27 protein-coding genes and 1 pseudogene are annotated in these 25,699 nt (G+C 71.1%); 14 read left to right on the top strand and 14 right to left on the bottom strand.

The features are described from left to right. Positions 1-330: 330 nt before the first annotated feature. Positions 331-1,698, bottom strand: coding sequence for a S8 family serine peptidase (locus ABZX11_RS38875; protein WP_354923009.1), 1,368 nt, complete (start codon positions 1,696-1,698; stop codon positions 331-333). Between the two features lie 81 nt (positions 1,699-1,779). Further along, entirely contained in the window at positions 1,780-2,019 is a 240-nt protein-coding gene (locus ABZX11_RS38870) for an SCO4848 family membrane protein (protein WP_176173160.1), read from the bottom strand. A gap of 43 nt (positions 2,020-2,062) precedes the next feature. Between ABZX11_RS38870 and ABZX11_RS38865 the strand changes: the two genes are divergently transcribed. Next, on the top strand, positions 2,063-3,304 hold the full coding sequence (locus tag ABZX11_RS38865) for a D-alanyl-D-alanine carboxypeptidase family protein (RefSeq protein ID WP_176173161.1): 1,242 nt from the start codon (positions 2,063-2,065) through the stop codon (positions 3,302-3,304). On the opposite strand, the gene yhjD is transcribed toward ABZX11_RS38865, so the two are convergent. Next, on the bottom strand, positions 3,301-4,311 hold the full coding sequence (gene yhjD / locus ABZX11_RS38860) for an inner membrane protein YhjD (protein ID WP_176173162.1): 1,011 nt from the start codon (positions 4,309-4,311) through the stop codon (positions 3,301-3,303). The genes ABZX11_RS38865 and yhjD overlap by 4 nt on opposite strands. 314 nt (positions 4,312-4,625) lie before the next feature. Between yhjD and ABZX11_RS38855 the strand changes: the two are divergent. Continuing rightward, positions 4,626-5,063 (top strand): annotated as a pseudogene (locus tag ABZX11_RS38855) (IS110 family transposase); the annotation flags it as partial. A gap of 220 nt (positions 5,064-5,283) precedes the next feature. Here the strand turns inward: ABZX11_RS38855 and trpS are convergent. Both trpS and ABZX11_RS38845 read right to left on the bottom strand, forming a co-directional pair. After that, on the bottom strand, positions 5,284-6,318 hold the full coding sequence (trpS, locus tag ABZX11_RS38850; protein ID WP_354923004.1) for a tryptophan--tRNA ligase: 1,035 nt from the start codon (positions 6,316-6,318) through the stop codon (positions 5,284-5,286). 46 nt (positions 6,319-6,364) lie between these two features. Beyond that, positions 6,365-6,727, bottom strand: a complete 363-nt coding sequence (locus tag ABZX11_RS38845; RefSeq protein ID WP_176177956.1) for a hypothetical protein — start codon at positions 6,725-6,727, stop codon at positions 6,365-6,367. A 452-nt stretch (positions 6,728-7,179) separates the two neighbouring features. Between ABZX11_RS38845 and ABZX11_RS38840 the strand changes: the two genes are divergently transcribed. Then, positions 7,180-7,887, top strand: a complete 708-nt coding sequence (locus ABZX11_RS38840) for a chitinase (protein ID WP_354923001.1) — start codon at positions 7,180-7,182, stop codon at positions 7,885-7,887. A 6-nt stretch (positions 7,888-7,893) separates the two neighbouring features. On the opposite strand, the gene ABZX11_RS38835 is transcribed toward ABZX11_RS38840, so the two are convergent. Beyond that, a complete protein-coding gene (locus ABZX11_RS38835) occupies positions 7,894-8,712 on the bottom strand; it encodes an exodeoxyribonuclease III (protein WP_354922998.1) in 819 nt (272 codons plus the stop codon). Positions 8,713-9,548: 836 nt separating this feature from the next. On the opposite strand from ABZX11_RS38835, the gene ABZX11_RS38830 reads away from it, so the two are divergent. After that, positions 9,549-10,130, top strand: a complete 582-nt coding sequence (locus tag ABZX11_RS38830) for a TetR-like C-terminal domain-containing protein (protein ID WP_176173166.1) — start codon at positions 9,549-9,551, stop codon at positions 10,128-10,130. 79 nt (positions 10,131-10,209) lie between these two features. Continuing rightward, on the top strand, positions 10,210-10,758 hold the full coding sequence (locus ABZX11_RS38825; RefSeq protein WP_176173167.1) for a permease: 549 nt from the start codon (positions 10,210-10,212) through the stop codon (positions 10,756-10,758). Between the two features lie 5 nt (positions 10,759-10,763). Here the strand turns inward: ABZX11_RS38825 and ABZX11_RS38820 are convergent, their stop codons facing one another. After that, the gene (locus tag ABZX11_RS38820) at positions 10,764-11,057 is read right to left on the bottom strand and encodes an SH3 domain-containing protein (protein ID WP_176173168.1); all 294 of its coding nucleotides are present in this window, start codon (positions 11,055-11,057) and stop codon (positions 10,764-10,766) included. 180 nt (positions 11,058-11,237) lie between these two features. Then, complete coding sequence (locus tag ABZX11_RS38815) at positions 11,238-12,461, bottom strand: NADP-dependent isocitrate dehydrogenase (protein ID WP_176173169.1); 1,224 nt, start codon at positions 12,459-12,461, stop codon at positions 11,238-11,240. Positions 12,462-12,719: 258 nt separating this feature from the next. Here ABZX11_RS38815 and ABZX11_RS38810 point away from each other — a divergent pair, with 258 nt between their 5' ends. From ABZX11_RS38810 to ABZX11_RS38800, 3 genes are read left to right on the top strand one after another with little or no spacing between them, the layout of a single operon-like run. Then, a complete protein-coding gene (locus ABZX11_RS38810; RefSeq protein ID WP_176173170.1) occupies positions 12,720-13,238 on the top strand; it encodes a hypothetical protein in 519 nt (172 codons plus the stop codon). 25 nt (positions 13,239-13,263) lie between these two features. Continuing rightward, positions 13,264-13,644 (top strand): DUF2203 domain-containing protein, encoded by a 381-nt coding sequence (locus ABZX11_RS38805; protein WP_176173171.1) that lies wholly within the window; start codon positions 13,264-13,266, stop codon positions 13,642-13,644. Between the two features lie 10 nt (positions 13,645-13,654). Further along, on the top strand, positions 13,655-14,266 hold the full coding sequence (locus tag ABZX11_RS38800; protein ID WP_354922993.1) for a class I SAM-dependent methyltransferase: 612 nt from the start codon (positions 13,655-13,657) through the stop codon (positions 14,264-14,266). A 1-nt stretch (position 14,267) separates the two neighbouring features. Here ABZX11_RS38800 and ABZX11_RS38795 read toward each other — a convergent pair whose 3' ends face one another. Together ABZX11_RS38795 and ABZX11_RS38790 are read right to left on the bottom strand one after the other, a co-directional pair. Continuing rightward, positions 14,268-14,774 (bottom strand): hypothetical protein, encoded by a 507-nt coding sequence (locus tag ABZX11_RS38795; protein WP_254896995.1) that lies wholly within the window; start codon positions 14,772-14,774, stop codon positions 14,268-14,270. Positions 14,775-14,870: 96 nt separating this feature from the next. Beyond that, the gene (locus ABZX11_RS38790; protein ID WP_176173173.1) at positions 14,871-15,284 is read right to left on the bottom strand and encodes a DUF2000 domain-containing protein; all 414 of its coding nucleotides are present in this window, start codon (positions 15,282-15,284) and stop codon (positions 14,871-14,873) included. Positions 15,285-15,334: 50 nt separating this feature from the next. On the opposite strand from ABZX11_RS38790, the gene ABZX11_RS38785 reads away from it, so the two are divergent. Genes ABZX11_RS38785 through ABZX11_RS38775 form a run of 3 tightly spaced genes read left to right on the top strand, consistent with a single transcriptional unit; the run spans position 15,335 to position 17,239 of the window. Then, the gene (locus ABZX11_RS38785) at positions 15,335-16,111 is read left to right on the top strand and encodes an AraC family transcriptional regulator (protein WP_176173174.1); all 777 of its coding nucleotides are present in this window, start codon (positions 15,335-15,337) and stop codon (positions 16,109-16,111) included. Between the two features lie 21 nt (positions 16,112-16,132). Then, positions 16,133-16,627 (top strand): DUF2165 domain-containing protein, encoded by a 495-nt coding sequence (locus ABZX11_RS38780; RefSeq protein ID WP_354922989.1) that lies wholly within the window; start codon positions 16,133-16,135, stop codon positions 16,625-16,627. Between the two features lie 30 nt (positions 16,628-16,657). After that, positions 16,658-17,239 (top strand): HhH-GPD-type base excision DNA repair protein, encoded by a 582-nt coding sequence (locus ABZX11_RS38775; RefSeq protein ID WP_354922986.1) that lies wholly within the window; start codon positions 16,658-16,660, stop codon positions 17,237-17,239. 159 nt (positions 17,240-17,398) lie between these two features. On the opposite strand, the gene ABZX11_RS38770 is transcribed toward ABZX11_RS38775, so the two are convergent. Then, the gene (locus tag ABZX11_RS38770) at positions 17,399-18,574 is read right to left on the bottom strand and encodes an MFS transporter (RefSeq protein ID WP_354922983.1); all 1,176 of its coding nucleotides are present in this window, start codon (positions 18,572-18,574) and stop codon (positions 17,399-17,401) included. A gap of 109 nt (positions 18,575-18,683) precedes the next feature. Between ABZX11_RS38770 and ABZX11_RS38765 the strand changes: the two genes are divergently transcribed. After that, entirely contained in the window at positions 18,684-19,007 is a 324-nt protein-coding gene (locus ABZX11_RS38765) for a metalloregulator ArsR/SmtB family transcription factor (RefSeq protein WP_176173179.1), read from the top strand. 183 nt (positions 19,008-19,190) lie between these two features. Next, a complete protein-coding gene (locus ABZX11_RS38760) occupies positions 19,191-20,372 on the top strand; it encodes an MFS transporter (protein ID WP_354922979.1) in 1,182 nt (393 codons plus the stop codon). Positions 20,373-20,423: 51 nt separating this feature from the next. On the opposite strand, the gene ABZX11_RS38755 is transcribed toward ABZX11_RS38760, so the two are convergent. Together ABZX11_RS38755 and ABZX11_RS38750 are read right to left on the bottom strand one after the other, a co-directional pair. Then, positions 20,424-20,738 (bottom strand): DUF3017 domain-containing protein, encoded by a 315-nt coding sequence (locus ABZX11_RS38755; RefSeq protein ID WP_354922977.1) that lies wholly within the window; start codon positions 20,736-20,738, stop codon positions 20,424-20,426. Continuing rightward, entirely contained in the window at positions 20,735-21,592 is an 858-nt protein-coding gene (locus ABZX11_RS38750) for a bifunctional methylenetetrahydrofolate dehydrogenase/methenyltetrahydrofolate cyclohydrolase (RefSeq protein WP_217709633.1), read from the bottom strand. The genes ABZX11_RS38755 and ABZX11_RS38750 overlap by 4 nt, the downstream gene beginning before the upstream one ends. A 223-nt stretch (positions 21,593-21,815) precedes the next feature. On the opposite strand from ABZX11_RS38750, the gene ABZX11_RS38745 reads away from it, so the two are divergent. Continuing rightward, entirely contained in the window at positions 21,816-24,755 is a 2,940-nt protein-coding gene (locus ABZX11_RS38745; RefSeq protein WP_354922973.1) for a glycohydrolase toxin TNT-related protein, read from the top strand. Between the two features lie 41 nt (positions 24,756-24,796). Here the strand turns inward: ABZX11_RS38745 and ABZX11_RS38740 are convergent, their stop codons facing one another. Continuing rightward, positions 24,797-25,384, bottom strand: a complete 588-nt coding sequence (locus ABZX11_RS38740; protein WP_176173184.1) for a pentapeptide repeat-containing protein — start codon at positions 25,382-25,384, stop codon at positions 24,797-24,799. Between the last annotated feature and the right edge of the window lie 315 nt (positions 25,385-25,699).

Here is a 25,699-nt window from a genome sequence, read left to right as displayed (position 1 = left end):
CCCACCGGAGGGGCGGGGGAGGTCGGACCCGCTGCCGTGCCGCGGCAGAGCTCTGCCGCGGCAGAGGAAGAACGCTGCGGCTCTGAAGAAAAAAGCGTCCTCGCCGGACAGGCAGGCTCCGGGATGACCACGGCTAACGCTGCCACCTCACGTCAAGGAGTTGGGTCGCTGGGTGGTCATCCCGTCGCCTGATTGAGGCCTATCACTTTGAGCCGGGCCCGCAAGCTTGCGTAGTGACCCCACCTCACGCTGCTGGTTGCGGGCCCGGCTCAAAGTGATTTTTGGGCCTCAGGCGACGGGATGACCACCCAGCTCCTTTGTGCGCTGCGCTCAGCGGACCGCGTCCAGGGCGTTTACCAAGCCGTGGCCGTAGTACGAATTGTTCTTTGCCGGGCCTGTGCACTCCGTTTCTGTTGCCGTGCACTTCACCGCGTCTGCTTCGCTCTCCAGGAGCTGGTTGATGAACTTTGGGGGTGCTCCTCGGAACTTCGATGCCAGCAGGGCCGCCACTCCTGCCACGTGTGGTGATGCCATCGATGTTCCGCACTTCGCGCCGTAGCCTCCGCCGACCACGGATGACAGCGGGCATTCCGGGCCCTCTCCCTCCTTCGGTTCCTGGAAGGGGTCGCCGCCCGGGGCTGTTATGTCGATTTTTCCGTAGTTGCTGAAGTATGACTTCGTTCCCGCGTAGCCCACCGATGACACCGTTACGACTCCGTCCACCATTCCCGGGAGGATGGCGCACGATGCGTCCAGCGGGTGGGGGCGGTTCTTGTCCGTTGTCTGGTTCGTCAGGTTCAGGCTGTCGTTGCCCGCCGCCGCCACGTTGAGGACTCCTCGGCGGGTTGAGTACTCCACCGCTCTGCGGACCGCTTCGTACGCCGCCGCGTCGCCCGGCTGCCGGGGGCAGTAGAACATTCCCGGGTCTATGTAGTAGCTGTTGTTCGTCACCGCGAAGCCGTGCTCGGCCGCCCAGACGAAGCCGCAGACCGCTGCCTCCGGGAAGATGTAGCCCGCGTCGTTGACCACCTTCACCGAGGCCAAGCGCACGCCGGGGGCCACGCCCGTGAAGCCCGCCGCCGGATCCTTGCCCGCGATTGTTCCCGCCACGTGCGTGCCGTGGTCCGATGCCGTCGGGGCCCAGGCCTCCGGGGCCGTGTCCGGTGCGCCCGTCAAGCAGCCCGCCGACGAGCGGGCGTCCACCGCCGCGCGCAGGGCCGGGTGCGTTGCCTCGATGCCCGAGTCGAGCACGCCGACCGTCACCGCGCGGCTGCCCTGGTAGATCTTGTTCGCCTCCGGCGCGTGGATCGCCTTCATGTCCCACTGCTGCGCGGACAGGTCACCGGCCGCGGCGACCGATCGGGTGTCCTCCAGCGTCCGTACCGCGCTCAGCGAAGTGCGGGCGGCCGAAGCCACGTCCTTGGCGCCCGAATACGCCCGGTACACGCCGATCTTCTGCTGGAAGTCCGCGTTGCGCGAGCTGGCGATCGCGACGCCGATCTCGGCGTAGTAGGCGACCTTCGTGCCGCACTTGGCCGCCAGCTCCTTCTCGACGGCCGACGCTCGGGTGCCCGGCTGGTACGTGACGACGTAGGTGTACGGCGTGCTCGTCGTGTCGCAGGCGGCCGGCGCGGCCTCCGCCGCCGGGGCCGCCACGCACAAGCCGCCTCCGACGGCCAGCGCCAGCGGGGCCGCCATTCGACGTAAACGGGACATTCCACCTCCAGGTTCGGTGGCGTCAACGTAAACCGGCCGGTGGGGCCGCGCCACCGACCAAAGTCAGGAAGAGACCCGCGATCCGGCGCGCAGCCCGCGCCAGCCGAGCACGCCGATGATCGTGCCGAGCACGAACGACACGACGGTCAGGACGGCGTGCACGGTGAAGTAGGCCGTCGGCGAGCCGTCGGGGGTCCAGGCGCGGTCGCTGTCCCACAGGTTCTTCGCGAAGGTGATCCAGATGATCCACGACCACACACCGAAGGCCAGCAGGAACAGCGAGGTGCCTCGTGACATGCGCATGCCCCTGAGTATGCGACGCGGGCCGCGGCGCTAGATTGCGTGGGTGCACTCCGTTGTCTCCCGGTCGCTCAAGGTCTTCACGACGACGCTCGCCGCCGCCCTCCTGGCCCTGAGCACGCCGGTGCTGGCAGCCGCCGCGCCGCAGCAAGGCCAGTGCGCGAACCGCCAGGCTCCCCCGCCCCCGGTCGACACCTCGGAGAAGCCCGCGCCGGGCAAGCAGGCGCCGCCGCCGCTGGCCGTGCCCGCGGTCCCGGTCGGCGGGAACCGGATGGCCGAGTGCGGCCTGATCACCCCGGACGGCGCGCTCAACCCGCCGGACGGCAACACCGCGGCGTCGTGGCTGGTGCAGGACCTCGACACGGGTGCGGTCATCGCGGCGAAGGACCCGCACGCGCGGCAGCGGCCCGCATCGCTGATCAAGACGCTGCTCGCGCTGGTCGTCGTCACCCAGCTGGACCCCCAGCAGCCGATCGTCGCGACGAAGGAGGACGCGGAGCAGGAGTGCACCTGCGTCGGCCTCGTCGCCGGCGGCCAGTACACGGTCGACCAGCTGCTGCACGGCCTGCTGATGCACTCGGGCAACGACGTCGCGCACACGTTCGCCACCGCGCTCGGCGGGGTCGACGCCGCGGTGGCCAAGATGAACGCGCTGGCCGCGAAGATCGGTGCGCTCGACACGCGGGCCGCGACGCCGTCGGGCCTGGACGGGCCGGGCATGTCGACCTCGGCCTACGACCTCAGCCTGATCTTCCACTACGCGATGAAGCAGCCGGAGTTCGCGAAGGTCGTCGCGACGAAGAACTTCGAGATCCCGGCGGTCGGCGGCAAACCGGCCATCCCGATCTTCAACGACAACAAGCTGCTCGGCGTCTACCCCGGCTTCCTCGGCGGCAAGACCGGGTTCACCGATGACGCCCGGCACACCTACGTCGGTGCGGCGCAGCGCAAGGGCAAGCGCCTCGCGGTGGTGATGCTGCGCGCCGAGCAGAAGCCGACGAAGGTCGTCGACCAAGCGGCGAAGCTGCTGGACTACGGCTTCGCGCTGGAGGACGACCGCGCGGTGCCGGTCGGGCAGATCAGCTACCAGGCACCGGCCGCCACCGCGGAGAACGGCGACCCATCGGTGCTGGCCGACGGCGGCACCGGCAACGGCGGGACGTCCGCCGCGCCGGCGGCGAAGGAGGACCCGTTCGGCGTCACCGGCTGGATCATCACGCTGGTGGTGTTCCTGGTCATCGTCGCCGGGTTCGTGATCGGGCACCAGCGCAAGAGGGCCGCGGGCTAGGACCGGCGGCGCCCGCCCAGCCACGCGAGCAGCGCCCCGGCGCTGAAGGCACCGGCGACGGCGCCCAGGCCGGGCCCGCGCTGCACGGTGACGCTCTGCTCGAGCCGCACCGGCGGCGGGGGCGCGATGACCGTGCGTTCGTTTTCCTTCGCCGTCGCGGTCCACGCGGTGATGAGCAGCAGGAACCGCGAGACGAGGTTCGCGAACACGAGCAGACCGATGACCGGCCCGAACAGCGCGGCCGACGGCGACTTCGTGACACTGGCCAGGTAGATCGACCCGACCTGCTGCAGGACGACGAACCCGACGGCGGCGACGACGGCCCCCTTGACGGCACTGCGCAGCGCGACCTGTTCCCGCGGCAGCCGGGCGATCACCCAGAGGAAGACGAGGGTGTTCGCGGCGAGCCCGAGCACGATGGTGGCCCCGCGCAGCAGGACGATCGCCCAGGTGGCGTGTTCGAGCCCGACGAGTTCCAGCAGGAACTGGCCGACCCCACTGCCGACGGCGGTCAGCGCGAAGGAGACGACGAGCGCAACCCCGAGCCCGATCAGCGCAACGAGGTCTTTGAGCGTCTGCTTGACGATCGGCTGCGGCTGCTTCTCCTGGCCCCACTGCGCGGTGAGGGCGTCCCGCAGGTTCGACATCCAGCCGATGCCGGAATAGAGGGCGATGAGGAGGCCGAAGACCCCGATCCCGCCCCCGGAGTCGAGCGCGCCCTTGACGATGCCGTTGACGAGGTCCTTGAGGCCCTCGGGCACGGAGTTGTTGATCCCGTCGGTGATCTTCGTGATGATCGTCTGGTCGTGGTTGACGACGAGCCCGACGACGGCGAAGGCGACCATGAAGAGCGGGAAGACGGAGAGAACGCTGAAGTAGGTGATGGCGGCGGCGTAGTGGTTGCCGTACCGCTCGGTGAAGGCATCGTTGGCCCGGATGAGGTGATCGAGCCACGGGTACTTCCGGCGCAAGCGGGGAAGCAGCTTTTCCTTCTCTTCGTTCGCCACCGTGAAACGCTAACCACGCTTGGTGAACCCCGCAACGCGAGCGGGTGACGAGGGGGAGATCGGGGTCGTGCTGGGCGCTCGGCTGCCGGCTGCGCTGCCGCTCGGGAAAGCTCGCGCAGGCCACGCGCCATCACCCGCCTCGCCGGGCCTTGCTCGGTCTTGTCCACAAAGTTGGCCGGCTGTGGACAGCTGGCTCGTTTCGGCCGCGAAAGCCGGATTTGTCGGTGGGCGCCGATAGACTGGACTTGGGCACGCCCCGTTACCTTTTTCCTGGCTCCCGGCCAGGGAGTTGTGGTCACCAGGTCCGGCATGGCGTGTTTCTTGCCCTGGACGCCGGCAAGGACAACCACCACGCCGTCGGCCTGGGCCCCGACGGCAACCGGCTGCACGACGCCCCGCTGCCCAACACCGAACCCAAACTGCGAGCCCTGTTCGACAAGCTCGCCGCGCACGGATCACTGCTGGTCGTGGTGGATCAACCCGCCACGATCGGGGCGTTGCCGGTCGCCCGTGCCGCCGGACACCAGGTCGCCTACCTGCCCGGGCTGGCGATGCGCCGCATCGCCGACCTCTACCCCGGCCGCGCCAAAACCGACGCCCGGGACGCATTCGTCATCGCCGACGCCGCCCGCTCCCTGCGACCCGTGGATGTCGGCGACGACGCCCTGGCCGAACTGGAGGTGCTGATCGGGTTCGACGACGACCTCGCCGGCGAAGCCACCCGCATCAGCAACCGCATCCGCGGCCTGCTGATCTGCCTGGCCCGCCACCGCTGCGACGTCCTCTACGCCATGCTCCGAAACGGCACCCACTACCGCCATCCCGAATCAGCTCCAGCCCCTGCCGCGGCTTGACAGCCCCATAGGGACACCCCCCAGGGAAGGGCGGGGAGTTTCCGGAGGTCTGTGCCGCGGCCGGGCGCAGTTCAAGTGAGAGCGCCGCCGGCCGGCGGGCCGTCGAGGAGGGTCAGCTTCACCGCACCGGCGGGAGGAAACCGATCCGCTGGTACGTCTTGGCCAGCGTCTTCGACGCCACCTCGCGGGCGCGCTCGGCGCCCGCCGCGAGAACCTTGTCCAGCTCCGCCACGTCGTCCAAATAGGACTTCGCGCGCTCCTGGATCGGGGTCACCCACTCGACGAACACCTCGCCGAGGTCCTTCTTCAGGTCGCCGTAGCCCTTGCCCTCGTACGCCGCTTCCAGGTCCGGGATCGTGCGGTCGGTCAGGGCCGAGTAGATCGTCAGCAGGTTCGACACGCCCGCCTTGTTCTCCACGTCGAACTTGACTTCGCGGCCCGTGTCGGTGACCGCCGAGCGGATCTTCTTCGCCGAGCGCTTCGGGTCCTCGAGCAGCTCGATGATGCCGTTGACGTTGGACGCCGACTTGCTCATCTTGGCCGTCGGTTCCTGGAGGTCGTAGATCTTCGCCGTGTCCTTGATGATGTACGGCTCCGGCACCACGAACGTCTTGCCCAGCCGGTTGTTGAAGCGCTGCGCGAGGTCGCGCGTCAGCTCCAGGTGCTGCCGCTGGTCCTCGCCGACCGGGACCGCGTCGGCCTGGTAGAGCAGGATGTCCGCCGCCTGCAGCACCGGGTACGTGAACAAGCCCACGCTGGAGCGGTCGGACCCCTGCTTCGCCGACTTGTCCTTGAACTGCGTCATCCGGCCGGCCTCGCCGAAGCCGGTCTGGCATTCGAGGACCCAGCTCAGCTGCGCGTGCTCCGGGACGTGGCTCTGCACGAACAGGGCACTGCGCTGCGGGTCGATGCCGATGGCGAGCAGCTGCGCGGCCGAGACGCGGGTGCGCTGCCGCAGCACCTTCGGGTCCTGCTCGACGGTGATCGCGTGCAGGTCGACCACCGAATAGAACGTTTCGTGCGTGTCCTGCAGCTTCACCCACTGGCGCAGCGCGCCGAGGTAGTTGCCGAGGTGGAACGAGTCGGCGGTGGGCTGGATCCCGGACAGGACCCGCGGGCGGCGCTCTGCTGCGACGGTCTGCTCTTCGGACACGTCAGGATTCTTCCAGGCCGGGCCGGCCGGCGGGCGGCGAGGGCCCTCAGGCGTGCGGACGCTGCGCCAGGAACGGGCGCGTCGGCGTGACGTCGGGGTCGGCGAGCACGGCTTCGGCCATCGCCGTGACCGGGCCCGGGACCGCCGGCAGCACCGGGGTGACCTCGGCGATCGCCGCGGCGGCGCGGGTCTTGCGGCGCTGGCGCAGCACACCCAGCGTCATGCCGACGATGCCGAGCGCGACCGCGACCAGGCCGACCGGGCCGAGCAGGCCGAAGGTCTGCGCGTTGGTGTCGGCCTGCGCCGTCGTCGTGACGGCGGCGAACGCGCTGCCGCCGGCCAGGAGCAGGCCGGCCGGGACGAGCGCGAGCACCACGACCGCGCGGGAACCGCGCAGGGTGGACCGCAACAGGGTTCGACCTGAGTTGCGCACCGGAGTGCCTCCTGCGAGTGACGAGCGCTGCGTCCCACCCGAGGGATCACCCATCCGAGTGAGGCGCGGCGTGCTACTGGTCAAAAAACTACCGAGCGTGTCAAGACCTGCCGGTACTGATCAACTGGGAAGCGAGAGTAGCGCTCAATCCGTAATACGCCCACAGCGCCCCCGGAGTTCATTCGCGCCACCCTGGTGGGTGAGTCCGCTACTACTTGAAGTAGAGCGTGACCGGAGAGTGTCCGATCGAGTGTCACCCGTCCTGCGCAGCATCGGCTCACGCTGCGACGTTTGCCGCAGTGGCGACTGCTCCGATCGCGTCCTCCTGTTCGGAAAACTTTTCACCGGATAGTGATTGGTCTATACCTCTTGGAGTAGTCCCCGAGCCCGCCGGACCGCGCACGACGGGCCTGACAAGAGGAGTTCAGATGGCGATCACCCGCTACCTCAAGCGCGCCGCAGTGGCGATGAGCGCGCTCGCCGCGGCCGTCACGCTGGCCGCCCCGGCGTCCGCCGCGTCCTTTGTGGTCAGTGAAGCCCAGTTCGACCAGATGTTCCCCGGCCGCAACGCTTTCTACACCTACAGCGGCCTCACCGCGGCACTGTCGGCGTACCCCGGCTTCGCGAACACCGGCGACGACACCGTCCAGAAGCAGGAAGCCGCCGCGTTCCTCGCGAACGTCAGCCACGAAACCGGCGGGCTGGTGTACGTCGTGGAGCAGAACACCGCGAACTACCCGCACTACTGCGACACGAGCCAGCCGTACGGCTGCCCGGCGGGCACCGCGGCGTACTACGGCCGCGGCCCGATCCAGCTCAGCTGGAACTTCAACTACAAGGCGGCAGGCGACGCGCTCGGCATCGACCTGCTCGGCAACCCCTACCTCGTCGAGCAGGACACGGCCGTCGCGTGGCAGACGGGGCTCTGGTACTGGAACACCCAGAGCGGCCCGGGCACGATGACGCCGCACGACGCGATGATCGACCAGCGCGGCTTCGGCGAGACCATCCGCAGCATCAACGGCTCGATCGAGTGCAACGGCGGCAACCCGGCCCAGGTGCAGAGCCGGATCGACCTGTACACGCGGTTCGCCGGCATCCTCGGCGTCCCGACCGGCGGCAACCTCTCCTGCTGAGCCGGGTCAGCGCGGGAAGTCGATGTCGTAGGTCGCGGTGACCGGCGCGTGGTCGGACCAGCGCTGGTCGTACGCGGCCGCCCGCTCGACCACGACGTCGACGACCTTCTCGGCGAGCCCCGGCGTCGCGAGCTGGCAGTCGATGCGCCAGCCGGAGTCGTTGTCGAAGGCCTGGCCGCGGTAGGACCACCAGGTGTACGGGCCGGGGCCTTCGGGATCGAGGCGGCGCTGGACGTCGGTGAAGCCGGCCTCGGTGTAGACGCGGCCGAGCCAGGCGCGTTCCTCGGGCAGGAAGCCGGAGTTCTTACGGTTGCCGCGCCAGTTCTTGAGGTCGACGGTGTCGTAGGCGATGTTCCAGTCACCGACGACGACGGCTTCCCGCCCGGCCGCGGCGGCCTTCGCCCGCAGCTCGACGAGGTAGGGCAGGAACGCGGCCATGAAGCGCTCCTTCTCGTCCTGGCGTTCGGTGCCGACGTCCCCGCTGGGCAGGTAGAGGCTCGCGACGACGACGTTCGGCAGGTGCACCTCGAGGTACCGCCCGCTGTCTTCGAATTCGGGCTCGCCGAAGCCGACCCGCACCTCTTCGGGCTCGACGCGGCTGTAGACGGCGACGCCGCTGCGGCCCTTGACGGCCGAGGGGGCGTGCACGGAGAACCACCCATCGGGTTCGACGACGGCGGCCGGAAGCTGGCCGGCTTCGGCCCGCACCTCCTGGCAGGCGACGACGTCGGCCTTCGTGGCGGCGAGCCACTCGACGAAGCCCTTTTTGGCGGCGGCGCGGAGGCCGTTGACGTTCACGGTGGAGACGGTCAGCACGCGTTGCACGCTACCGCCCGCCGTGGCGCGTCCCGCTGCCAGACTGCCGGGCTCGGGCGAGCCGACGGTGCCGGGCAGTTGCGGCGCGTGGCCGGAGCCCGGCCGCGCCTGCGCCGGATTCCCGCTCGTGCACAACGGTTTTTGCGCACCCACTTCCGGCTGGGCACCAATCGCGCTGGGGCTTCGGCGGCTCGCGCGGAGTTCGCCGGTGAGGTGCTGGTCGCCGAGGAGGACCTCGCCATCGCGCTTTGGCACCGGGCGCGGCCGCCCAACGGGCACGACCCCTGCCAGGCACGGCCGCGCCCACCCCACTCCGCACGGCCAGCTGTGCCAGCCCCCGACGCGCGGCACAAAGCGCACCCACCGCCGACCGGCCCGCCCCGCCCAACCGCCCACCGGCCCGCCCGGCCCCGGCGACGCCGGGCCCGAGGGCGACCGAAGGCGGGCCCGGCGTTGTCCTCGTTCGGCACCCGGAGCACCCAGTAGAAGCCGGCAAGACAGCTCCACCCTCGGGACGCTGAACCGACCCCCGGCCCAACCCCCGACCGACGCGACCGCCGCCCTCACGCTCCGACCCCCGTCTGAGCGCGTCCCCAGGGCTCGATCCCGCCCAAGCAACCTCTGCCAAGCCCGCGAGACTCCCCCTGGAGACCTCGCGGACACCACCGGCTCGCACCGCGATTCAGTTGTCGCCCGCCCCCGGACGTCCCCTCCTTCCCCGGCGCCGTAACGCCGCCACCTGCGGTTTCAACCGAGATCAGTTCTAGCACCCACCACCGACAAAAACCGGCCCTTGACCGCCGAAGCTACGAACATTAGCTTTAAAGCTATGCCAAGTAGCCAAGATGTCCCCTAGAGCCGGCCTGACCACCGACGCCGTGGTCGACCTGGCCGTCACGATCATCGACGAGTCCGGTCCCGAAACCCTCACCCTCGCCAAGGTCGCCGAACGCGCCGGAGTGGCCGCACCCTCGCTCTACAAGCACGTCAAGAACCTCGCCGACCTGCGGAGGCTCATCGATCTGCGGGTAGTCCGGGAAATGGCCGAAACCCTCCGCGCCGCCGCCACCGGGCGGGAAGGCGGCGACGCGGTCGGGGCCATCGCCGACGCCTACCGCCGCTACCTGCAGGACCACCCGCACCGCAGCCACGCCCTCGTCACCGCTCCCGACGAATCCGACGTCGAACTCAGCCGGGCCACGCACGCCGTTGCCGAGGTCGTCTTCGCCGTTCTGCGGCCGTTCGGCTTCGACCACGCCCAAGCCGTGCACGGCACGCGGTGCCTCCGGGCCGCCGTCCAAGGCTTCGCCGGGCTCGAAGCGTCCGGCGGGTTCGGCCGGCCGGAAGACGTCGACCAGAGCTTCGAAGTCCTGAAGACCATGCTGGTCCAAGGCCTCACGGCCTACGCACGGAAAGCAGAAGAATGAGCTTCTTCCTCGGTGTTCTCCTCTTCACCGTCGGGCTCGGTGTGCTCGACGCCCGCTTCCCCTGGACGGAGGCCCGCAGATGATCGCCGGGCACTTCGGGCTGGCCGCCGCCGTCAAGGCGGGCCGTCCGGCCATCCCCGTCTGGACGCTCATGCTCGCCACCGCCTGGCTCGACGTCGTCTTCGTCCCCCTCTACCTCAGCGGGATCGAGACAGTCGACGGCGCGGGCTACGGCGGCGGCGTCATCCACGCCGACTACACGCACTCGCTGGTCGGCGCGCTCGTGCTCGCCGCGCTCTTCGGCGCCGTCGCGAGCAAGTGGCTCGGCCGCGAAGCCGGGCTCGTCCTCGGCGGGGTCGTCTTCTCGCACTGGCTGCTCGACCTCGTCGTGCACCGCGCCGACCTGCCGATCCTGCCCGGCAACGCCGGTGACCTGCCCGTGTTCGGCTTCGGGCTGTGGCGGCTGCCCGCCGTCTCGGCCGTCGTCGAGCTGCTGGTGCTCGCGATCGGCATCGGCCTCTACTGGCGCGCCGCCGCGAAACGCGATCCGAAGCGCGCCCGGACGCTCGGCCTCTCGGCCGCGGCCTTCGGCGTCGTCACGCTCGCGGCCGACCTGCTCGGCGTCTGACGAACTCAGCAGGCGGAGCCCGCGACAGGCTGGGTGAACTCGGCCGCCACCCACTTGTTGTCGGCCACCTTCCGGAAGCCGTTCTGGACGCCCGGCAGCGCGTCGAACTGGGCGTCGCGCAGGTACTTGCCGACGACCTTCGCGTTGCCGTCGGCCGACTCGCGGGCGTTCAGCACGTCCGCGGTCACGGTCACCTTGCAGCCGGTGGCCGAAGCCCCCGAAGCCTGTTTGTTCGAGTTCACGTACACGATGACGATCAGGACGAGCGCGCCCAAGATGAGCAGAGTCTTCTTCGACATGCCTTCCTCCAACCCACGGGCCCGTCCCCACGCCAAGGGTAGGCAATCCTTTACCCGGACGGCAGCGCCGGACGTCGCAACCACCCGGAGGCGCCAGTGGCCCGCCCACCAGGTGACACCGCGTGATCACGCGAAAGCCCCCTCCCCGGCGAACCGGGAAGGGGGCTTCGACGAGGGAACTCAGCCCTGGGCGATCTTCTTCGCCAGGTTGTCGTCCAGCGTCGCGAGGAACTCCTCGGTCGTCTGCCACGGCTGGTCCTTGCTGATCAGCAGCGCGAGGTCCTTCGTCATCTGGCCGCTCTCGACCGTCTCGACGACGACCTGCTCCAGCTTGTTGGCGAAGCCGATCAGCTCCTGGTTGCCGTCCAGCTTGCCGCGGTGCTCGAGGCCGCGGGTCCAGGCGTAGATCGACGCGATCGGGTTGGTCGACGTCGGCTTGCCCTGCTGGTGCTGGCGGTAGTGCCGGGTGACCGTGCCGTGCGCGGCCTCGGCCTCGACGGTCCGGCCGTCCGGGGTGCGCAGCACCGACGTCATCAGGCCGAGCGAGCCGAAGCCCTGCGCGACCGTGTCGGACTGGACGTCACCGTCGTAGTTCTTGCACGCCCAGACGTAGCCGCCCTCCCACTTCATCGCCGCGGCGACCATGTCGTCGATCAGGCGGTGCTCGTAGGAGATGCCCTTGGCGTCGAAGTCGGCCTTGAACTCGTTCTGGTAGATCTCCTCGAACACGTCCTTGAACTGGCCGTCGTAGGCCTTGAGGATCGTGTTCTTGGTGGAGAGGTACACCGGCAGGCCGCGGTCGAGGCCGTACTGGAGCGAGGCGCGCGCGAAGTCCTCGATGGACTTCTTGAAGTTGTACATCCCCATGGCGACGCCGCCGCCCTCGGGGAACTGCGCGACCTGGAACTCCATCGGCTCGGAGCCGTCGTCCGGGGTGTAGGTCACGGTCAGCTTGCCCGGGCCCGGCACCTTGAAGTTGGTCGCGCGGTACTGGTCGCCGTGGGCGTGGCGGCCGATGATGATCGGCTTCGTCCACGTCGGCACCAGCCGCGGGATGTTCTGGATGACGATGGGCTCGCGGAAGATCACGCCGCCGAGGATGTTGCGGATGGTCCCGTTCGGGGACAGCCACATCTTCTTGAGGCCGAACTCCTCGACCCGCGCCTCGTCCGGGGTGATCGTGGCGCACTTGACGCCGACGCCGTGCTGCTTGATGGCGTTGGCGGCGTCGATGGTGACCTGGTCGTCGGTGCGGTCCCGCTCCTCGATGCCCAGGTCGTAGTAGTCCAGGTTCACGTCCAGGTACGGGTGGATCAGCTTGTCCTTGATGAACTGCCAGATGATGCGGGTCATCTCATCGCCGTCGAGTTCGACGACGGTGCCCTGGACCTTGATCTTGGCCATGAGCAGCGGTGCTCCTTCCGCGGATCTTCGCGTTCTTCTTTAAGTCTTCGCCGGTAGCGGTACAAGCGTACTGCTTGACGGAGCTGGATGGTTCAAGTAGTGGTCGGCATCAAGTCTCCACCCGCGCTTTGTGGCCCGGATCACCGGGCACGAACCCGCCGGTCAGCCGATCCGACCGCTTGCCGAGCGACCATCGCTTTCGGGCCTGAACCAAGGCACGATGCCACCCGTGAATCCATCATGCGGGAGGTGACGGCCATGTCGACCCATCGGTACGCCGACTTCGAAGACGACTTCGAGAACGACTACCAGAGCCCCGGCGACCCCGACCTGCTCGACGAACGGCCGCGCCGCGGCGCCGCGCACGTCGTCAGCGCCCTCGGCGGGCTCGTGCTCACGCCGGTCGCCCTCGGCCTGCTGAGCTGGGGCGGCCTGCGCCAGCAGCAGCTGATCCAGGCGACGCTGAGCACCAACCGCGACGCGCTGGGCATCGCGCTGCTGGCCGGCGGGGCCATCCTCCTGCTGGTCGTCGCCGCCCTCGGCGCGCTGTCGGCGGCCGGCCCGATCCTCGGCGGGCTGATCTACGGCGTGCTGCCCGGCGTCGCCGCGATGGCCGTCCCCGAGTGGGGGTTCCGGCTGGTCAACCTGATGCCCAAGAGCGACATCGCCTACGGCGTCATGGATTTCCTGTTCATCGGCGGCCTGCTCGGCGTCGGCTTCCTGCTGGTCGGCAGCGGGCTGGCCAACGCGCTGGTCCGGCGGCGGCGCGAGGGCTGATCCACGCCGGTGGCATCATCGCCGGATGGGACTGTTCACCGTCGCCGAGGCCCGCGACGAACTGGCGCGGCTGCGGCCGGTCCTCGACGAACTGGTGCGCGTCCGCGCCGACGCCGCCGAGCTCGCGGCGTCGCTGCGGCCGGGTGGGCGGGCGACCGAGCTGGGCGGGCTGCCCGAGTGGAAGGCCGCCCAGGCCCGCCTCGACGACCTGATGACGACGGTCCAGCGCACCGGCGCCGAGCTCAAGGGGTTCGCGCCGCTGCTGGTCGACTTCCCGGCCGAGCTGGACGGCACCGACGTGCTGCTGTGCTGGCTCGAAGGCGACCGGGACCTGGGCTGGTACCACCGCGCCGACCTCGGGTTCGCCGGCCGCCGTCCGCTGAAAACCGCTGGTGGCCCCGGCTAGGTTGAGGTTCGTGAGCGACGAATCCCGTGCCGCGTTCTTCGACGGCACAGCCGAGCACTACGACGACGACACCTTCCACGCCTCCGTGGCCGCCGCGCTGGTCGAGCCGCTGCCGCCCGCCCCCGACCTGGTGCTGGACGTCGCCACGGGAACCGGCTTCGCGGCGTACGCGGCGTTGCAGCTGAAGCCCGCGCGCGTGCTGGCGGTCGACCTGTCGCCGGCCATGGTCGCGCGGGCCGAGGCGAAGGCACCCGCGCAGGACCCGGACGGGCGGATCGAGTGGCGCGTCGGACCGGCGGTGCCGATGCCGGCCGAGGACCACTCGGCCGACGTCGTGCTGTGCGCGTCCTCGCTGCACTTCCTGGGCGCGGTGGCGTTCGCCGACTGGCTGCGGGTGCTCAAACCGGGCGGGCGGCTGGCGGTCTCGGTGGTGTCGGGCGCGCGGTTCAAGCCGTCCGGGCCGTTCGCCGAGTTCGTGCCGAAGGACCTGACGTTCCCGCTCGACGAGGCCGGGGCCGCCGCGCTGGCGAAGGACTTCGTGGACGTCTCGGCGCAGACGTTCACCGCCGACGACGGCGAGCGCGTCCGAAGCGTCTTCGTGGTGCACGCGACGGCCCCGTGACTCAGGCGCGGAAGTGGACCTCGCCGCGGGTGGCGGGGCCGTCCGGGCTGCCGCAGTGCTGGACGAACGTCAGGTCGACGTCGGCCGCCCAGCCGTCCGCGGCCGGTTCGAGCCGGTCGATCGTGAAGTCGGCGTACGCCTCGCTGCAGACGTTGCCGTGGGTGTAGACGAAGATGCCCGGTGTGGTCAGCGCCTGGTCACTCTGCCAGCGGAACCGAGCGCCGGTGTACGTGCCGGTGTGCAGGGTCTCCCCCTCCGGCGCACTCAGCTCGACACGCAGGTCCTTCAGCCCCGACTGCACGTCGATCTTCAGCACGCCGTCGTACTCCCAGACGGCGATCTCGTCGCCCGGCCCCGCGTAGTGGGCACTGCCCTGCAGCGGCCAGGCACCGTCTTCCGAGACGTAGTCGACCGTCTGCAGCGGGTCCGCCGACGCGACCGGCACGAGCGCCACGCCCAGCCCGGCCGCCGCCGTCAGGACCACGCACGCACGACGAAGTGGATTCACGGAACCTCCCCATCCCGAGCCGCCCTCCGCGGCTTTGCTGATCATGCTGGCAGCATCACCCGCCCGGGGGAAAGAGCAGTTCTACTCAGCGTCTGCTCAACGGTGCAGCGAAGCGCCCTTGAGGATCTTGTCCACGGCGTTCTTCGGCCCGTGCACCGCCAGCCCGGCCAGCGCCAGCTTCTCCCCCGGCACCGCGCGGACCGCCGCGCGGTTGTCGGCGTCGTTGCCGGTGTGGAACAGCTCGTCGGTGAAGATCGAGAACCGCAGGCCGCGGCCCAGTGCCCGGCCGTGTGCCGCGGTCAGGACGGCCGCCGTCCCGGAGAAGACCAGCACCGGCTGGCCGAACATCGGCAGGTACTCGGTGCCGTCGGCGTCGGCGTAGGGCTCGCCCATCAGCTCGGGGGTCACGTGCGCGATGCCGCTCACCAGGAACGCGGTGACGTTCAGCCGCTGCCAGGACGCCAGGTCGTCGCGGAGCAGGACGGCGATCTTCGTGTCGAAGGAACTCATGCCGGTCACGATCGCCCGGGCGCGACGCCCGCGTCTTGTACGTTCTTGACATGGCGGACGTCGCGGCTTGGCGGCCGGCGGTCCCGGGGATCGCCGAGGTCTTCCACGCGCGCTTCACCACGCACGCCTACCCGCTGCACACGCACGACACGTGGACGCTGCTGATCGTCGACGACGGCGTCATCCGCTACGACCTCGACCGCCACCACCACGGCGCGCTGGGGACGGCGGTGACGCTGCTGCCGCCGGACGTAGCCCACGACGGCCGCGCCGCGACCAGCCACGGCTTCCGCAAACGCGTCCTCTACCTGGACACCCCGGTGCTGGGCGAAGACCTGATCGGCGCGGCGGTCGACCGGCCGAGCCTCGCCGACGGCCTCCTGCGCACCCGCATCCACCAGCTCCACGAGTCACTCGCCGAGCCGGGCGACGCGCTCGAGGCCGAGAGCCGGCTGGTCCTGGTCGCCGACCGCCTGCGCACCCACCTCGGCAAGCCGCCGTCACACGAGCCGAAGCGAGGCCTCGCCGACGACCTGCGGGACCTCCTGGACGCGCGCCTGCCCGACGCGCTGACGCTGGCCGAAGCGGGCGAGACGCTCGGCGCGCACCCGGCGTACCTGGTCCGCAGTTTCGGGGCGCGGTTCGGCCTGCCGCCGCACCGCTACCTGACCGGCCGCCGGGTGGACCGCGCCCGCCGCCTCCTGCTCGACGGCAGGCCGGCCGCGGAGGTCGCGACGGCGGCCGGGTTCACCGACCAGGCCCACCTGACCCGGCACTTCAAGCGGTACCTCGGCACGACGCCGTCGCGCTACGCGAAAACCCGGTGACGGCGCCGTTACGATCCGGACATGGGGTTCCTCGCCAGGATCGGCGGCCTGCGGTTCGCGGTCGTCGTCCTCACCGCCATGACCGCGCTCCAGATGGCGCTGATCGCGTTCGGCAACATCACCGACTTCGGCACCAACCAGGCGTTCGTGCAGCACGTGCTCGCGATGGACACGACGTTCCGCTCGCCGGACATGATGTGGCGCACCATCACCAGCCCGGGTCTGCAGAACGCGGCCTACGTGGTGATCATCGCGTGGGAGACGCTGACGGCCCTGGTCCTGATCGCGGCGTTCGTGGCGTGGCTGCGCGGGAGCGCCTCGGCCCGGCGCCTGTCGACGCTCGGCTGGGTGATGTGGGTGCTGCTGTTCGGCGTCGGCTTCCTCGCCATCGGCGGCGAGTGGTTCCAGATGTGGCAGTCGGAGAAGTGGAACGGGCTGCAGCCGGCGCTGCAGAACTTCCTGATCGCCACGGTGGCGCTGGTCATCGCCCACCTGCCGGCGAAGGAGAGCACGTAGGAAGACGGGTCGTTGTGTCAAGATGACGGCATGCTGCGCGAACTGCACCTGACCGGCGACCCGGCGGCCGACAAGCTGCTGAACGACGACCCGTTCGCCCTGCTCGTCGGGATGCTCCTGGACCAGCAGTACCCGATGGAGCACGCCTTCATGGGCCCCCGGAAGATCGCCGACCGGATGGACGGCTTCTCCCTGGCGAAGATCGCCGCGACGGATGTCGAAGAGTTCGTCGAGCTGTGCGTGGTGCCACCGGCGATCCACCGCTACGGCGGCTCGATGGCCCGTCGCGTCCACGCGCTCGCCCAGCACATCATCGAGAACTACGACGGCCGCACCGAGGGCATGTGGCTCGACGGCCGCCCGAAGCCGGACGGTCCCGAGGTGCTGAAGCGGCTTCGGGCGTTGCCGGGGTTCGGCGAGCAGAAGGCCAAGATCTTCCTGGCGCTGCTGGGAAAGCAGCGCGGCGTCCAGCCGAAGGGCTGGCGCGAGGCGGCCGGTTCGTACGGCGACCGGGGGTCACGGCGGTCCATCGCCGACGTCACCAGCGCCGAGACGCTCGCGCAGGTGCGCGCGTTCAAGAAGGCCGCCAAGGCCGCGACGAAGGCCGGCTAGCGACCGTCCACTCGAGACTCGTCAGACCAGCCGGTCAGCCTCCTCGGCCGGCTCGACGCCGACCACCTTCGTGCCCGCCGCCCGTTCGCGGGTCAGCCGGCGCCCGTTCGCGGGGACCGGACACCCGCTTTCGCTCCGCGAAGTCCAGGCCCACGCCGACTAGACGGCGACCTGTTCCCGAGGCGCGCGGACCCGCCCCCACGCCGAACCCACCAGCAGCAGGGCGACGAGGGTGAGCGCGGCCGCGACCTCGGGCAGCAGCAGCGGGCCGCCCGAAGCGAGCACCGCTCCCCCGGCCACGCCGGACAGGCCGACGCCGAGGTAGATCGCGGACGCGTTGAGGGAGAGCACCAGGCCCGCGTGGCCCGGGGACAGCTCGATCAGGCGGTGCTGCACCGGCGGGCTGAACGACCAGGTCGCCACGCCCCACACGAACAGCGCGACACCCGCCGTGATCGGCGTCGTCGTCGCGATCGGCAACAAGGCCAGCACGACGGTGAGGACGGCCGTCACGACCAGCAGCGGCGTACGCGAACCCCAGCGGTCGGTGGCGCGGCCGGCGGCGAAGTTGCCGATCGCGCCGCCGACGCCGTAGCAGAACAGCAGCACCGTCACGGTCGTGCCGTGCACGCCCGCGGTCGCGGCCAGCAGCGGCGACACGAACGTGTAGACCATGAATGCGGCCAGGCAGCCGAGAACCGTCACGGCCAGCATGACGAGCACGCGCGGGTCGCGGCCCGCGGCGAACCGCTCGGCCAGGCCCACCCGCGGGGGCGCCGCGACCGTGGGCAGTGCGAGCCGCACGGCCAGCGCGCTCGCCAGCGAGAACGCGGCGACCAGCGCGAACGCCGTCCGGTAGCCGAGGTGCTGCGAGATGAGGCTCCCGAGCGGGACGCCGAAGATGAGCGCGACCGTCAGCCCGCCGAACACCATCGCGACCGCGCGGCCCCGGCGTTCCGGCACGGTCAGCTCGGCCGCCACGGCGCTCGCCGCCGGCGTGAACACGGCGGCGCCGACCGCGGTCACCACCCGGGCGACCAGCAGGGAGCCGTAGCCGGGCGCGAGCGCGGCGAACAGGTTGCCGGCACCGGTGACGGCGAGCGCGGCGACCAGCAGCGTCCGGCGTTCCCAGGTGCCGGTGGCCGCGGCGAACAGCGGCGAGCCGACCGCGTACGCGATGGCGAACGCGGTCACGAGCTGCGCGGCGGCGGTGGCCGAGACGTGCAGCTCACCGGTCAGCGCGGGCAGCAGCCCGGCGACGATGTAGCCGCTGGTCCCGACGCCGAAGGCGCCGAACGCGAGGACCGAGATCCTCGAAGGAGCAGGTGCGGACATGGGCTGGGCCCCCAAGCGAAGCAGGGATAAGTTCGACGAACGTCGTAGTTCGACAGTCACCGTACTACGAGTCGCCACCGAATTTCGACCGGCGTCGTACAATGCGTCCATGGCCAAGACCGACACCCTGCCCCCGATCGCCCACCCGGCCCGGGAGGAGATCACCGTCGAAGGCGTGCTCCGCGCCCTCGCCGACCCGGTGCGGCTGGCCATCGTGCGGCAACTGGCGGGCACCGATCAGGAGATCGCGTGCGGCGGGCTCACCGTGCCGGTGACGAAGTCCACACTCACCCACCACTTGAGCATCCTGCGCCAGGCCGGCGTCGTGGCCGGCCGCCAGGAGGGCACCACGCGGTTCAACTCGTTGCGGCGCAACGATCTTGACGCCCTGTTCCCGGGCCTGCTGAACGGCGTGCTGGCCGCTCCGCGCTGATCAGGGCGTTACGGTGTGGATCGTCACCCGATATCGGGATGACAACCGGCCCCCTCGCTTGTTGGACTGAGCGAAGGCAGCTCACGGCGCTGGGGCCGATCGGCTGTCTTTATTTATGCCCCCTTACTGAACCGATCCAGAAACCAGGCTCAGTAATCGTTTACCCACCTTGGAAGGAGTGCCGTGCCCGTCGCGCTGCTCGCGCTCGCCATCGGAGCTTTCGGCATCGGGACCACCGAGTTCGTCATGATGGGCGTGCTGCCCCAGGCGGCCGCCGACTTCGGCGTCGACATCCCGACCGCCGGCCACCTCATCTCCGCCTACGCCCTCGGCGTCGTCGTGGGCGCCCCGCTGCTCACCGCGGTCGCCGTCCGGCTGCCACGCAAGACCATGCTGCTGGCCATGATGGGCCTGTTCACGCTGGGCAACGCCCTCTTCGCGCTCTCGCCGAACCAGGAGTTCGGCGTCGCGTTCCGGTTCCTGGCCGGCCTGCCCCACGGCGCGTTCTTCGGCGCCGGGGCGGTCGTCGCCTCCAGCCTCGTCGCCCAGGGCGACCGCGCCAAGGCCGTGTCGCTGATGTTCCTCGGCCTGACCCTGGCCAACGTCATCGGCGTGCCGCTGGGCACGCTGCTCGGCCAGCAGGTCGGCTGGCGCGCCACGTTCGGCGTCGTCGCCGTGATCGGCCTGGTCGCGGCCGCGGCCATCGGGAAGCTGGTGCCGCACCAGGGCAAGCCCGCCGACGCCTCGCTGCGGGGCGAGCTGGGCGCGTTCAAGAGGCCGCAGGTGCACCTGGCGCTGGCGATCGTCACGTTCGGGCTGGGTGGCGTGTTCGCCTGCCTGTCGTACATCACGCCGATGCTGACCGACGTCGCCGGCTATTCGCCGTCGAACGTCACCCTGCTGCTGTCACTGGCCGGCGTCGGCATGACGATCGGCAACCTGCTCGGCGGCCGGCTGGCCGACCGCGCGCTGATGCCGAGCCTGTACATCGCACTGCTGGCGCTGGCGTCGGTGCTGGGCATCTTCACGATCACGGCGCAGGGCAAGATCGGCGCGGCGATCACGATCTTCTTCGTCGGCGTCGCCGGGTTCATGATCGGCCCGATGATGCAGGCGCGGATCATGGAGAAGGCGGGCGGCACACCGTCCCTGGTGTCGGCCGCCGTCCAGTCGGCGTTCAACATCGCCAACTCGATCGGGGCTTACCTCGGCGGGCTGGTGATCGCGGGCGGGCTCGGCTTGGTCGCCCCGAACTGGGTCGGCGCCCTCCTCGCGGTGTTCGGCCTCACGCTGGCGATCGTCTCCGGCACACTCGACCGCCGGGAAGCGAAAGCCGAGCGGCGAGAACTCGCCCTCGCGTCCTAAGCGGTCTCGAAAAGCGCCATTTCCCCACGGGGAAGTGGCGCTTTTCGGCGTTCAAGACCCCAGCGGGCCGCCGATGATCGTCAGGGCGACGTACAGCACCGCCGCCGCCAAGGACGTGAACGTCACCACGTCCACCAGTTTGCCTCGGATGGCCAGCAGGCCCGCCCGGGTCGTCGGCAGGACCGCCCGCAGTACCGCGGCGAGCAGGAGCGCCGCGCCGATCAGTGCCGCGCCCTCGCGCCAGTGGTACTGGAAGATCCGCAGCGCCGCGACGGCCACCACCAGCAGCACCGCCGCGAACGGCAGCTGGGTGAACCGGGACGGCCGGTGACCGGTCACCTCGCGCCGGTCCTCGGTCATCGTCATCGGCCCTGTACCGAGCGCTCCGCCGCTTCGACGACGTTGCTGACGAGCATCGCCCGGGTCATCGGGCCGACCCCGCCCGGGTTCGGCGAGATCCAGCCGGCGACCTCGGCGACTCCCGGGTGGACGTCGCCGGTCAGCTTGCCGTCCACATGCGACACGCCGACGTCGAGCACCGCGGCGCCCGGCGCCACCATGTCCGGCGTGATGATCCCCGGCACCCCGGCCGCGGCGATCACGACGTCGGCGCGGCGGACCTCGGCGGCCAGGTCGCGGGTGCCGGTGTGGCACAGCGTCACGGTGGCGTTCTCGCTGCGGCGGGTCAGCAGCAGGCCGAGCGTCCGCCCGACGGTGATGCCGCGGCCGACCACAGTGACGCGCGCGCCGTTGAGCTCGACGCCGTGGCGCTTGAGCAGCTCGATGATCCCGTACGGCGTGCACGGCAGCGCACCCTGCTGGCCGAGCACGAGCCGGCCGAGGCTGACCGGCGCGAGGCCGTCGGCGTCCTTCTCCGGGTCGATCCGCTCCAGGACGCGGTTCGCGTCGAGGTGCTTCGGCAGCGGCAGCTGCACGATGTAGCCGTGGCAGGCCGGGTCGGTGTTCAGCTCGTCGATGACGGCTTCGAGCTTCTCCTGGCTGATGTCGGCCGGCAGGTCGCGACGGATCGAGTTGATCCCGATCTTCGCGCTGTCGGCGTGCTTCATTCGCACGTACGAGTGAGAGCCGGGGTCGTCACCGACCAGGACGGTGCCGAGGCCGGGCGTCACCCCCTTCGCGGCGAGGGCCGCGACGCGGGGCTCGAGCTCCGCGAAAATGGCGTTCTTGGTGGCCTTGCCGTCGAGAATCTTCGCCGTCACGTGCCCCATTCTGGCAAAGCGACCCCCGCGCGTCGCTTCCAGGCGCGGGTGGTCGCAGCCCGTAGACTCGTCGCTACCCCACACGGTCCAATCGCGACGGTGCCCGCGATCAAGCTGTGACCTACCGCACGTCGCATCGCCCGAGGTCAGACCCGGTGCCACCGGGTGGCCGGGCGGCAAAACCCACATGCGGGGTGCACTCGCGCGCGCGAGCAGTCAAAATGTGCGGGTGGCACAACCGACGACGCAGCTGAACGCGACCGAGCAGGACACCCTGGTCAAGCAGATCGGACTTGCTCTGCTCCGTGCCGCCCCGCGCGACTGGCGCAAGGTCACCGCGGAGTACCGAGCCGTCGGCAGGTACCACGAGCTGACCGGCGAGATCGTCACCGAGGACGGCACGGTGCACGAGTGGCTCGCCACCCACGACATCGCCACGCTCTTCGGCAGGCTGCGCGGGGGCATGTACCGCGACGGCCGCGGAACGTGGTTCAACGCGCGCTACCAGCTGGACCACCCGTCCAGCTACAACCTCGAGTACAACCGCGACGAACCGGTGTGGAACCTCGCGCCGCCGCCGCAGGCCTACTCCGACGAGCTGCGGATGTTCCCGCGCACCGAGGAGAACGTGCCCGAATGGCTGATCCGGCGGATGTCCGGGCTCGGCCCGGAGCAGCCGGGGCCGCACTTCCGGATCGCCCGGATCTTCGACACCGTCGGCCCGGCGGGCCGCCCGGTGATCAACCGCCCCGACCTCGAGGTCGACGAGCAGGACCGCCTGCTGGAGTACCTCGAGCACGCGCCGCTGGTGGTGCCGGAGCGCGGCTACGACATCGACCGCCTCGCCGCGACGCCGGAAGCGACCGTCCCGGTCGCCTTCCACAGCGACGGCCAGTGGATCTGGCCCGCCGCCGTCAACTTCTACCTGCACAAGTACGGCGTTTCGCCCGAACCGGACCTCGTCGAGCACGTCCGCGCGGTCGGCTTCTCACTGCCGCCGGTGGACGAGCCGACGCTGCAGGCCGCGGCCGCGTACTTGACCCGGGGCAACCAGCCGCCGCCGCAGCAGCGCCCGGCCGGGCCGCCGCAGGGTCCGCCGCCGCAGGGCATGCCTCCCCAGGGGCCGCCCCCGCAGCAAGGCCCGCCGCCGCAGGGCGCGCAGCAGCAGGCGCCCGCCGGTCCGCCGCCCGTGGCGCCCCCGCCGGTCGCGCCGCCCCAGCAGCACCAGGAGCCGCCCGCGCCGGTGGAGGCGCACGCCCCGGCCGAACCGGAGGCGCCGGCCGAAGAGCACGAGTACGCCGACGAGGGTTACGACGAGCAGGAGTTCGACGACCGCTTCGCCGAAGAGGACCACCAGTACGGCGAAGAGGAGTACGCGCAGCAGGCCGAGCACGCGACGGGGACGAACGGCTCGTCGCCGGAACCGGGCCGGGTGCCCGACCTCGAAGAGACCGCGGAATACGTCCCCGACCAGCCGATCGGGCAGGAGCAGCAGCAGCCGCGGGACGGCGAGCCGTTCCCGCGTCGCGAAGACGAGCACGCCGCGTTCCAGCCGCCGCGGGAGGACGAGCACGCCTTCCAGGCCGCGCCGGGCGAGGAGGAGCCGCCGGGCCACCGGGAAGAAGAGCCCGCGGCGTTCGGCTCCGGCCCGGCCGGGCACGACGACGAGGCGGGACACGCCTTCGACACCGGCCAGGCGGACGAACCCGCCCACGCCTTCCAGCCGCCGCACCAGGACGACGAGCCGTCGCACGCCGCTTTCCAGCCGCCCCGGCACGACGACGAGCACGCGTTCCAGCCGCCGCACGCGGACGACGACCCGTCGCACGCGGCCTTCCAGCCGCCCCGGCACGACGACGAACACGTCTTCCAGCCCGGGCAGCCGCCTCGGCACGAGGACGAGCACGCGGGCCCGCCGGCCCGGCCGGAGGACGAGGCGCCGTTCCAGCCGCCGCGGCGGGAGCCCGCCGCGTTCGACCCCGGCCCGCCGACCATGATCACCCAGCCCGAGGTGCCCGGCGTGCTGCCGGTGCCGGAGCCGCCTGCTCCCCAGCCCGTGGCACAGGCCGAGCCGCCCGCGCCGCCGCGTCCGGGTCGCCGGGCGCTGCGCCGCGAGACCCCGGACCACCCGGTGCTCGCCGGCCTGCAGGCCAAGCTCGACGAGCTGGATGTCCCCGAAAGCGGCTACAAGCTGGGCGCGCCCGCCGAGCACGGGTGGAGCGTCGAAGAGGTCGAGGACGGCTGGCGCGTCGGCTGGTACGACGGCAAGCTCAGCAACCCCGCGGTGTTCGGCGACGCCGAGGACGCGGCCGCGTTCATGCTCGGCAAGCTGCTGCTCAACCCGGAGGGCCACGTGCCACCGGAGGAGCCGCCCGCCCCGGAGCCGGAACCCGAGCCCGAGCCGGAACCGGCGCCGCAGCGGGTCGTCGCGACGCTGTCGCCCGAGATCGCGACCGGCTCGTACCCGGTCCGCAAGCCCGAGCCGCCGGTGCCGCCGCAGGAGCAGACGGCGTTCACCAGCGCCGAGGAGCTCTTCGGCGACCTCGACGACGACGAGCCACCCGCCCCGCAGCGCCAGCCCGCGCCGGTCCCGGCCGGGCCGCCGCCGGTGTCCCAGCAGGCCGGGCCGCCGCCCGTTCCGCCCGCGCCGCCCCGGCGTGAGCCGCCGTCGGCGCCGACCGTCCTGGCCCCGGCGCCGCAGGGCGTCCTGCCGGTGCCTCCGCCCGGCCCCGCGGCTCCCCCGGCGCCGGCGCGCCGGGAGGAACCGGCCCGCCCCGCGGTCAACGGCGGTGGCGGCGGTGGCCAGCAGCAGTGGCCGATCGGCCCGCTGGCCGGCGAGCCGCCGCTGACGCTCTTCCGCGGCAAGGAGCTGCGCGAGCTGCCCGCGGGCAGCGAGCTGGACCGCTTCGGCGGCCCGAACGGCAACCTGACGTACGCGGCGGGCACGCCGTTCGCCGAGCGGTCGCTGGTGCCGGAGTGGGTCAACCGCCCGTACCACGTCTACCGGGTGCAGCGGCCGCTGGAGACGCTGGCCGGCGTCGCGATCCCGTGGTTCAACCAGCCGGGCGGCGGGTCGGCGTACCTGCTGCCGGCCTCGATCGAGGAGCTGCTGGCCGAGGGCGACCTGATCGAGCTCGACCCGGGCGAACCCCCGATCGACTGAAATCCCGCGAAGGCCCCGGCGCTGCCGGGGCCTTCGCCGGTTCAGCGGATGACGAGCCCGTGCGCGGCGGCGAAGGCGATCGCCGTTTCGACGTCGACCTCGGCGCCCCGCAAGTCGGCCTGGACCAGCGCGTTCGCGTCGAGACGCGCGCCGCGCAGGTCGGCGCCGTCGAACTTAGCGCCCTGCAGGCGGGCGCCGGTCAGGTCGCTGCCGCGCAGGTCGGCGCCGGAGAGGTCGGCCTCGGCGAGGTTGGCCTCGCGCAGCCGCAGGCCCGACAAGCCGAGCTTGCGCAGCCGCGCCCGCGAAAGTGACGCGAGCGAGAGATCGCACTCGGTGAGCGCGATCCCGCCGAACCCGCTGTCGGTGAAGGCCGAGCCGAGCAGCGAGCACGCCGTCCAGCGGCTTTCGGCGAGCACCGTCCGTTCGAAGGTGCACGAGCGGAACGCCGAGGCGTCGTGCCGGGAGCGCGACAGGTCGGCCCGGCTGAACACGCAGTCGTCGAAGGTGCAGCCGCGCGTCCGCAGCCCGCTCAGGTCCGCGCCGGTGAAGTCGCAGCCGGTGAACCGGCGTTTTTCCCACCACTGCCCGGACAACACCGCTTCGCGGTAGTCCTCCCCGGTCTCCAGCACGGGCCCAGGGTGCCACACCCGCGGCCGGGGCCGGCCGCCCGCCGCCGCCGGTGCGCACGAGCCGGGCGCCGTCGGTGTACCGCGAAGTGGCACCACCACCCGCACTCGCAGACGTCCGCGCCTGCGGTGGGAGGCGCGGACCTCGGGTACGCCGACCAGTCCACCTCGGCCGCGAGTGCCGCCGCCTGTCCGGCTCCTCCCCCGCGGCGCTGGTGCGGGTGGCCGAAAAAGTCGCAGACGCCGCCCACGGCGCCGGGCCAGGATCAGCGGCCGGACGGCACGCTGGTCGCGGACGTGGCGAGTGTGTCCGGCCTG

This window comes from Amycolatopsis sp. NPDC004169 (genome assembly GCF_040610315.1).
Taxonomy (GTDB): Bacteria; Actinomycetota; Actinomycetes; order Mycobacteriales; family Pseudonocardiaceae; genus Amycolatopsis.
The sequence above is the reverse complement of the archived record's forward strand: the minus strand, read 5'-3'. Positions and strand labels throughout refer to the sequence as shown.

Excerpts from the sequence above, each read along its gene's own strand:
- ABZX11_RS38875 (WP_354923009.1), bottom strand. The coding sequence starts at position 1,698 with ATGGCGGCCCCGCTGGCGCTGGCCGTCGGAGGCGGCTTGTGCGTGGCG.
- ABZX11_RS38870 (WP_176173160.1), bottom strand. The coding sequence starts at position 2,019 with ATGCGCATGTCACGAGGCACCTCGCTGTTCCTGCTGGCCTTCGGTGTG.
- ABZX11_RS38840 (WP_354923001.1), top strand. The coding sequence starts at position 7,180 with ATGGCGATCACCCGCTACCTCAAGCGCGCCGCAGTGGCGATGAGCGCG.
- ABZX11_RS38830 (WP_176173166.1), top strand. The coding sequence starts at position 9,549 with ATGTCCCCTAGAGCCGGCCTGACCACCGACGCCGTGGTCGACCTGGCC.
- ABZX11_RS38825 (WP_176173167.1), top strand. The coding sequence starts at position 10,210 with ATGATCGCCGGGCACTTCGGGCTGGCCGCCGCCGTCAAGGCGGGCCGT.
- ABZX11_RS38820 (WP_176173168.1), bottom strand. The coding sequence starts at position 11,057 with ATGTCGAAGAAGACTCTGCTCATCTTGGGCGCGCTCGTCCTGATCGTC.
- ABZX11_RS38815 (WP_176173169.1), bottom strand. The coding sequence starts at position 12,461 with ATGGCCAAGATCAAGGTCCAGGGCACCGTCGTCGAACTCGACGGCGAT.
- ABZX11_RS38810 (WP_176173170.1), top strand. The coding sequence starts at position 12,720 with ATGTCGACCCATCGGTACGCCGACTTCGAAGACGACTTCGAGAACGAC.
- ABZX11_RS38805 (WP_176173171.1), top strand. The coding sequence starts at position 13,264 with ATGGGACTGTTCACCGTCGCCGAGGCCCGCGACGAACTGGCGCGGCTG.
- ABZX11_RS38790 (WP_176173173.1), bottom strand. The coding sequence starts at position 15,284 with ATGAGTTCCTTCGACACGAAGATCGCCGTCCTGCTCCGCGACGACCTG.
- ABZX11_RS38785 (WP_176173174.1), top strand. The coding sequence starts at position 15,335 with ATGGCGGACGTCGCGGCTTGGCGGCCGGCGGTCCCGGGGATCGCCGAG.
- ABZX11_RS38780 (WP_354922989.1), top strand. The coding sequence starts at position 16,133 with ATGGGGTTCCTCGCCAGGATCGGCGGCCTGCGGTTCGCGGTCGTCGTC.
- ABZX11_RS38775 (WP_354922986.1), top strand. The coding sequence starts at position 16,658 with ATGCTGCGCGAACTGCACCTGACCGGCGACCCGGCGGCCGACAAGCTG.
- ABZX11_RS38770 (WP_354922983.1), bottom strand. The coding sequence starts at position 18,574 with ATGTCCGCACCTGCTCCTTCGAGGATCTCGGTCCTCGCGTTCGGCGCC.
- ABZX11_RS38765 (WP_176173179.1), top strand. The coding sequence starts at position 18,684 with ATGGCCAAGACCGACACCCTGCCCCCGATCGCCCACCCGGCCCGGGAG.
- ABZX11_RS38755 (WP_354922977.1), bottom strand. The coding sequence starts at position 20,738 with ATGACGATGACCGAGGACCGGCGCGAGGTGACCGGTCACCGGCCGTCC.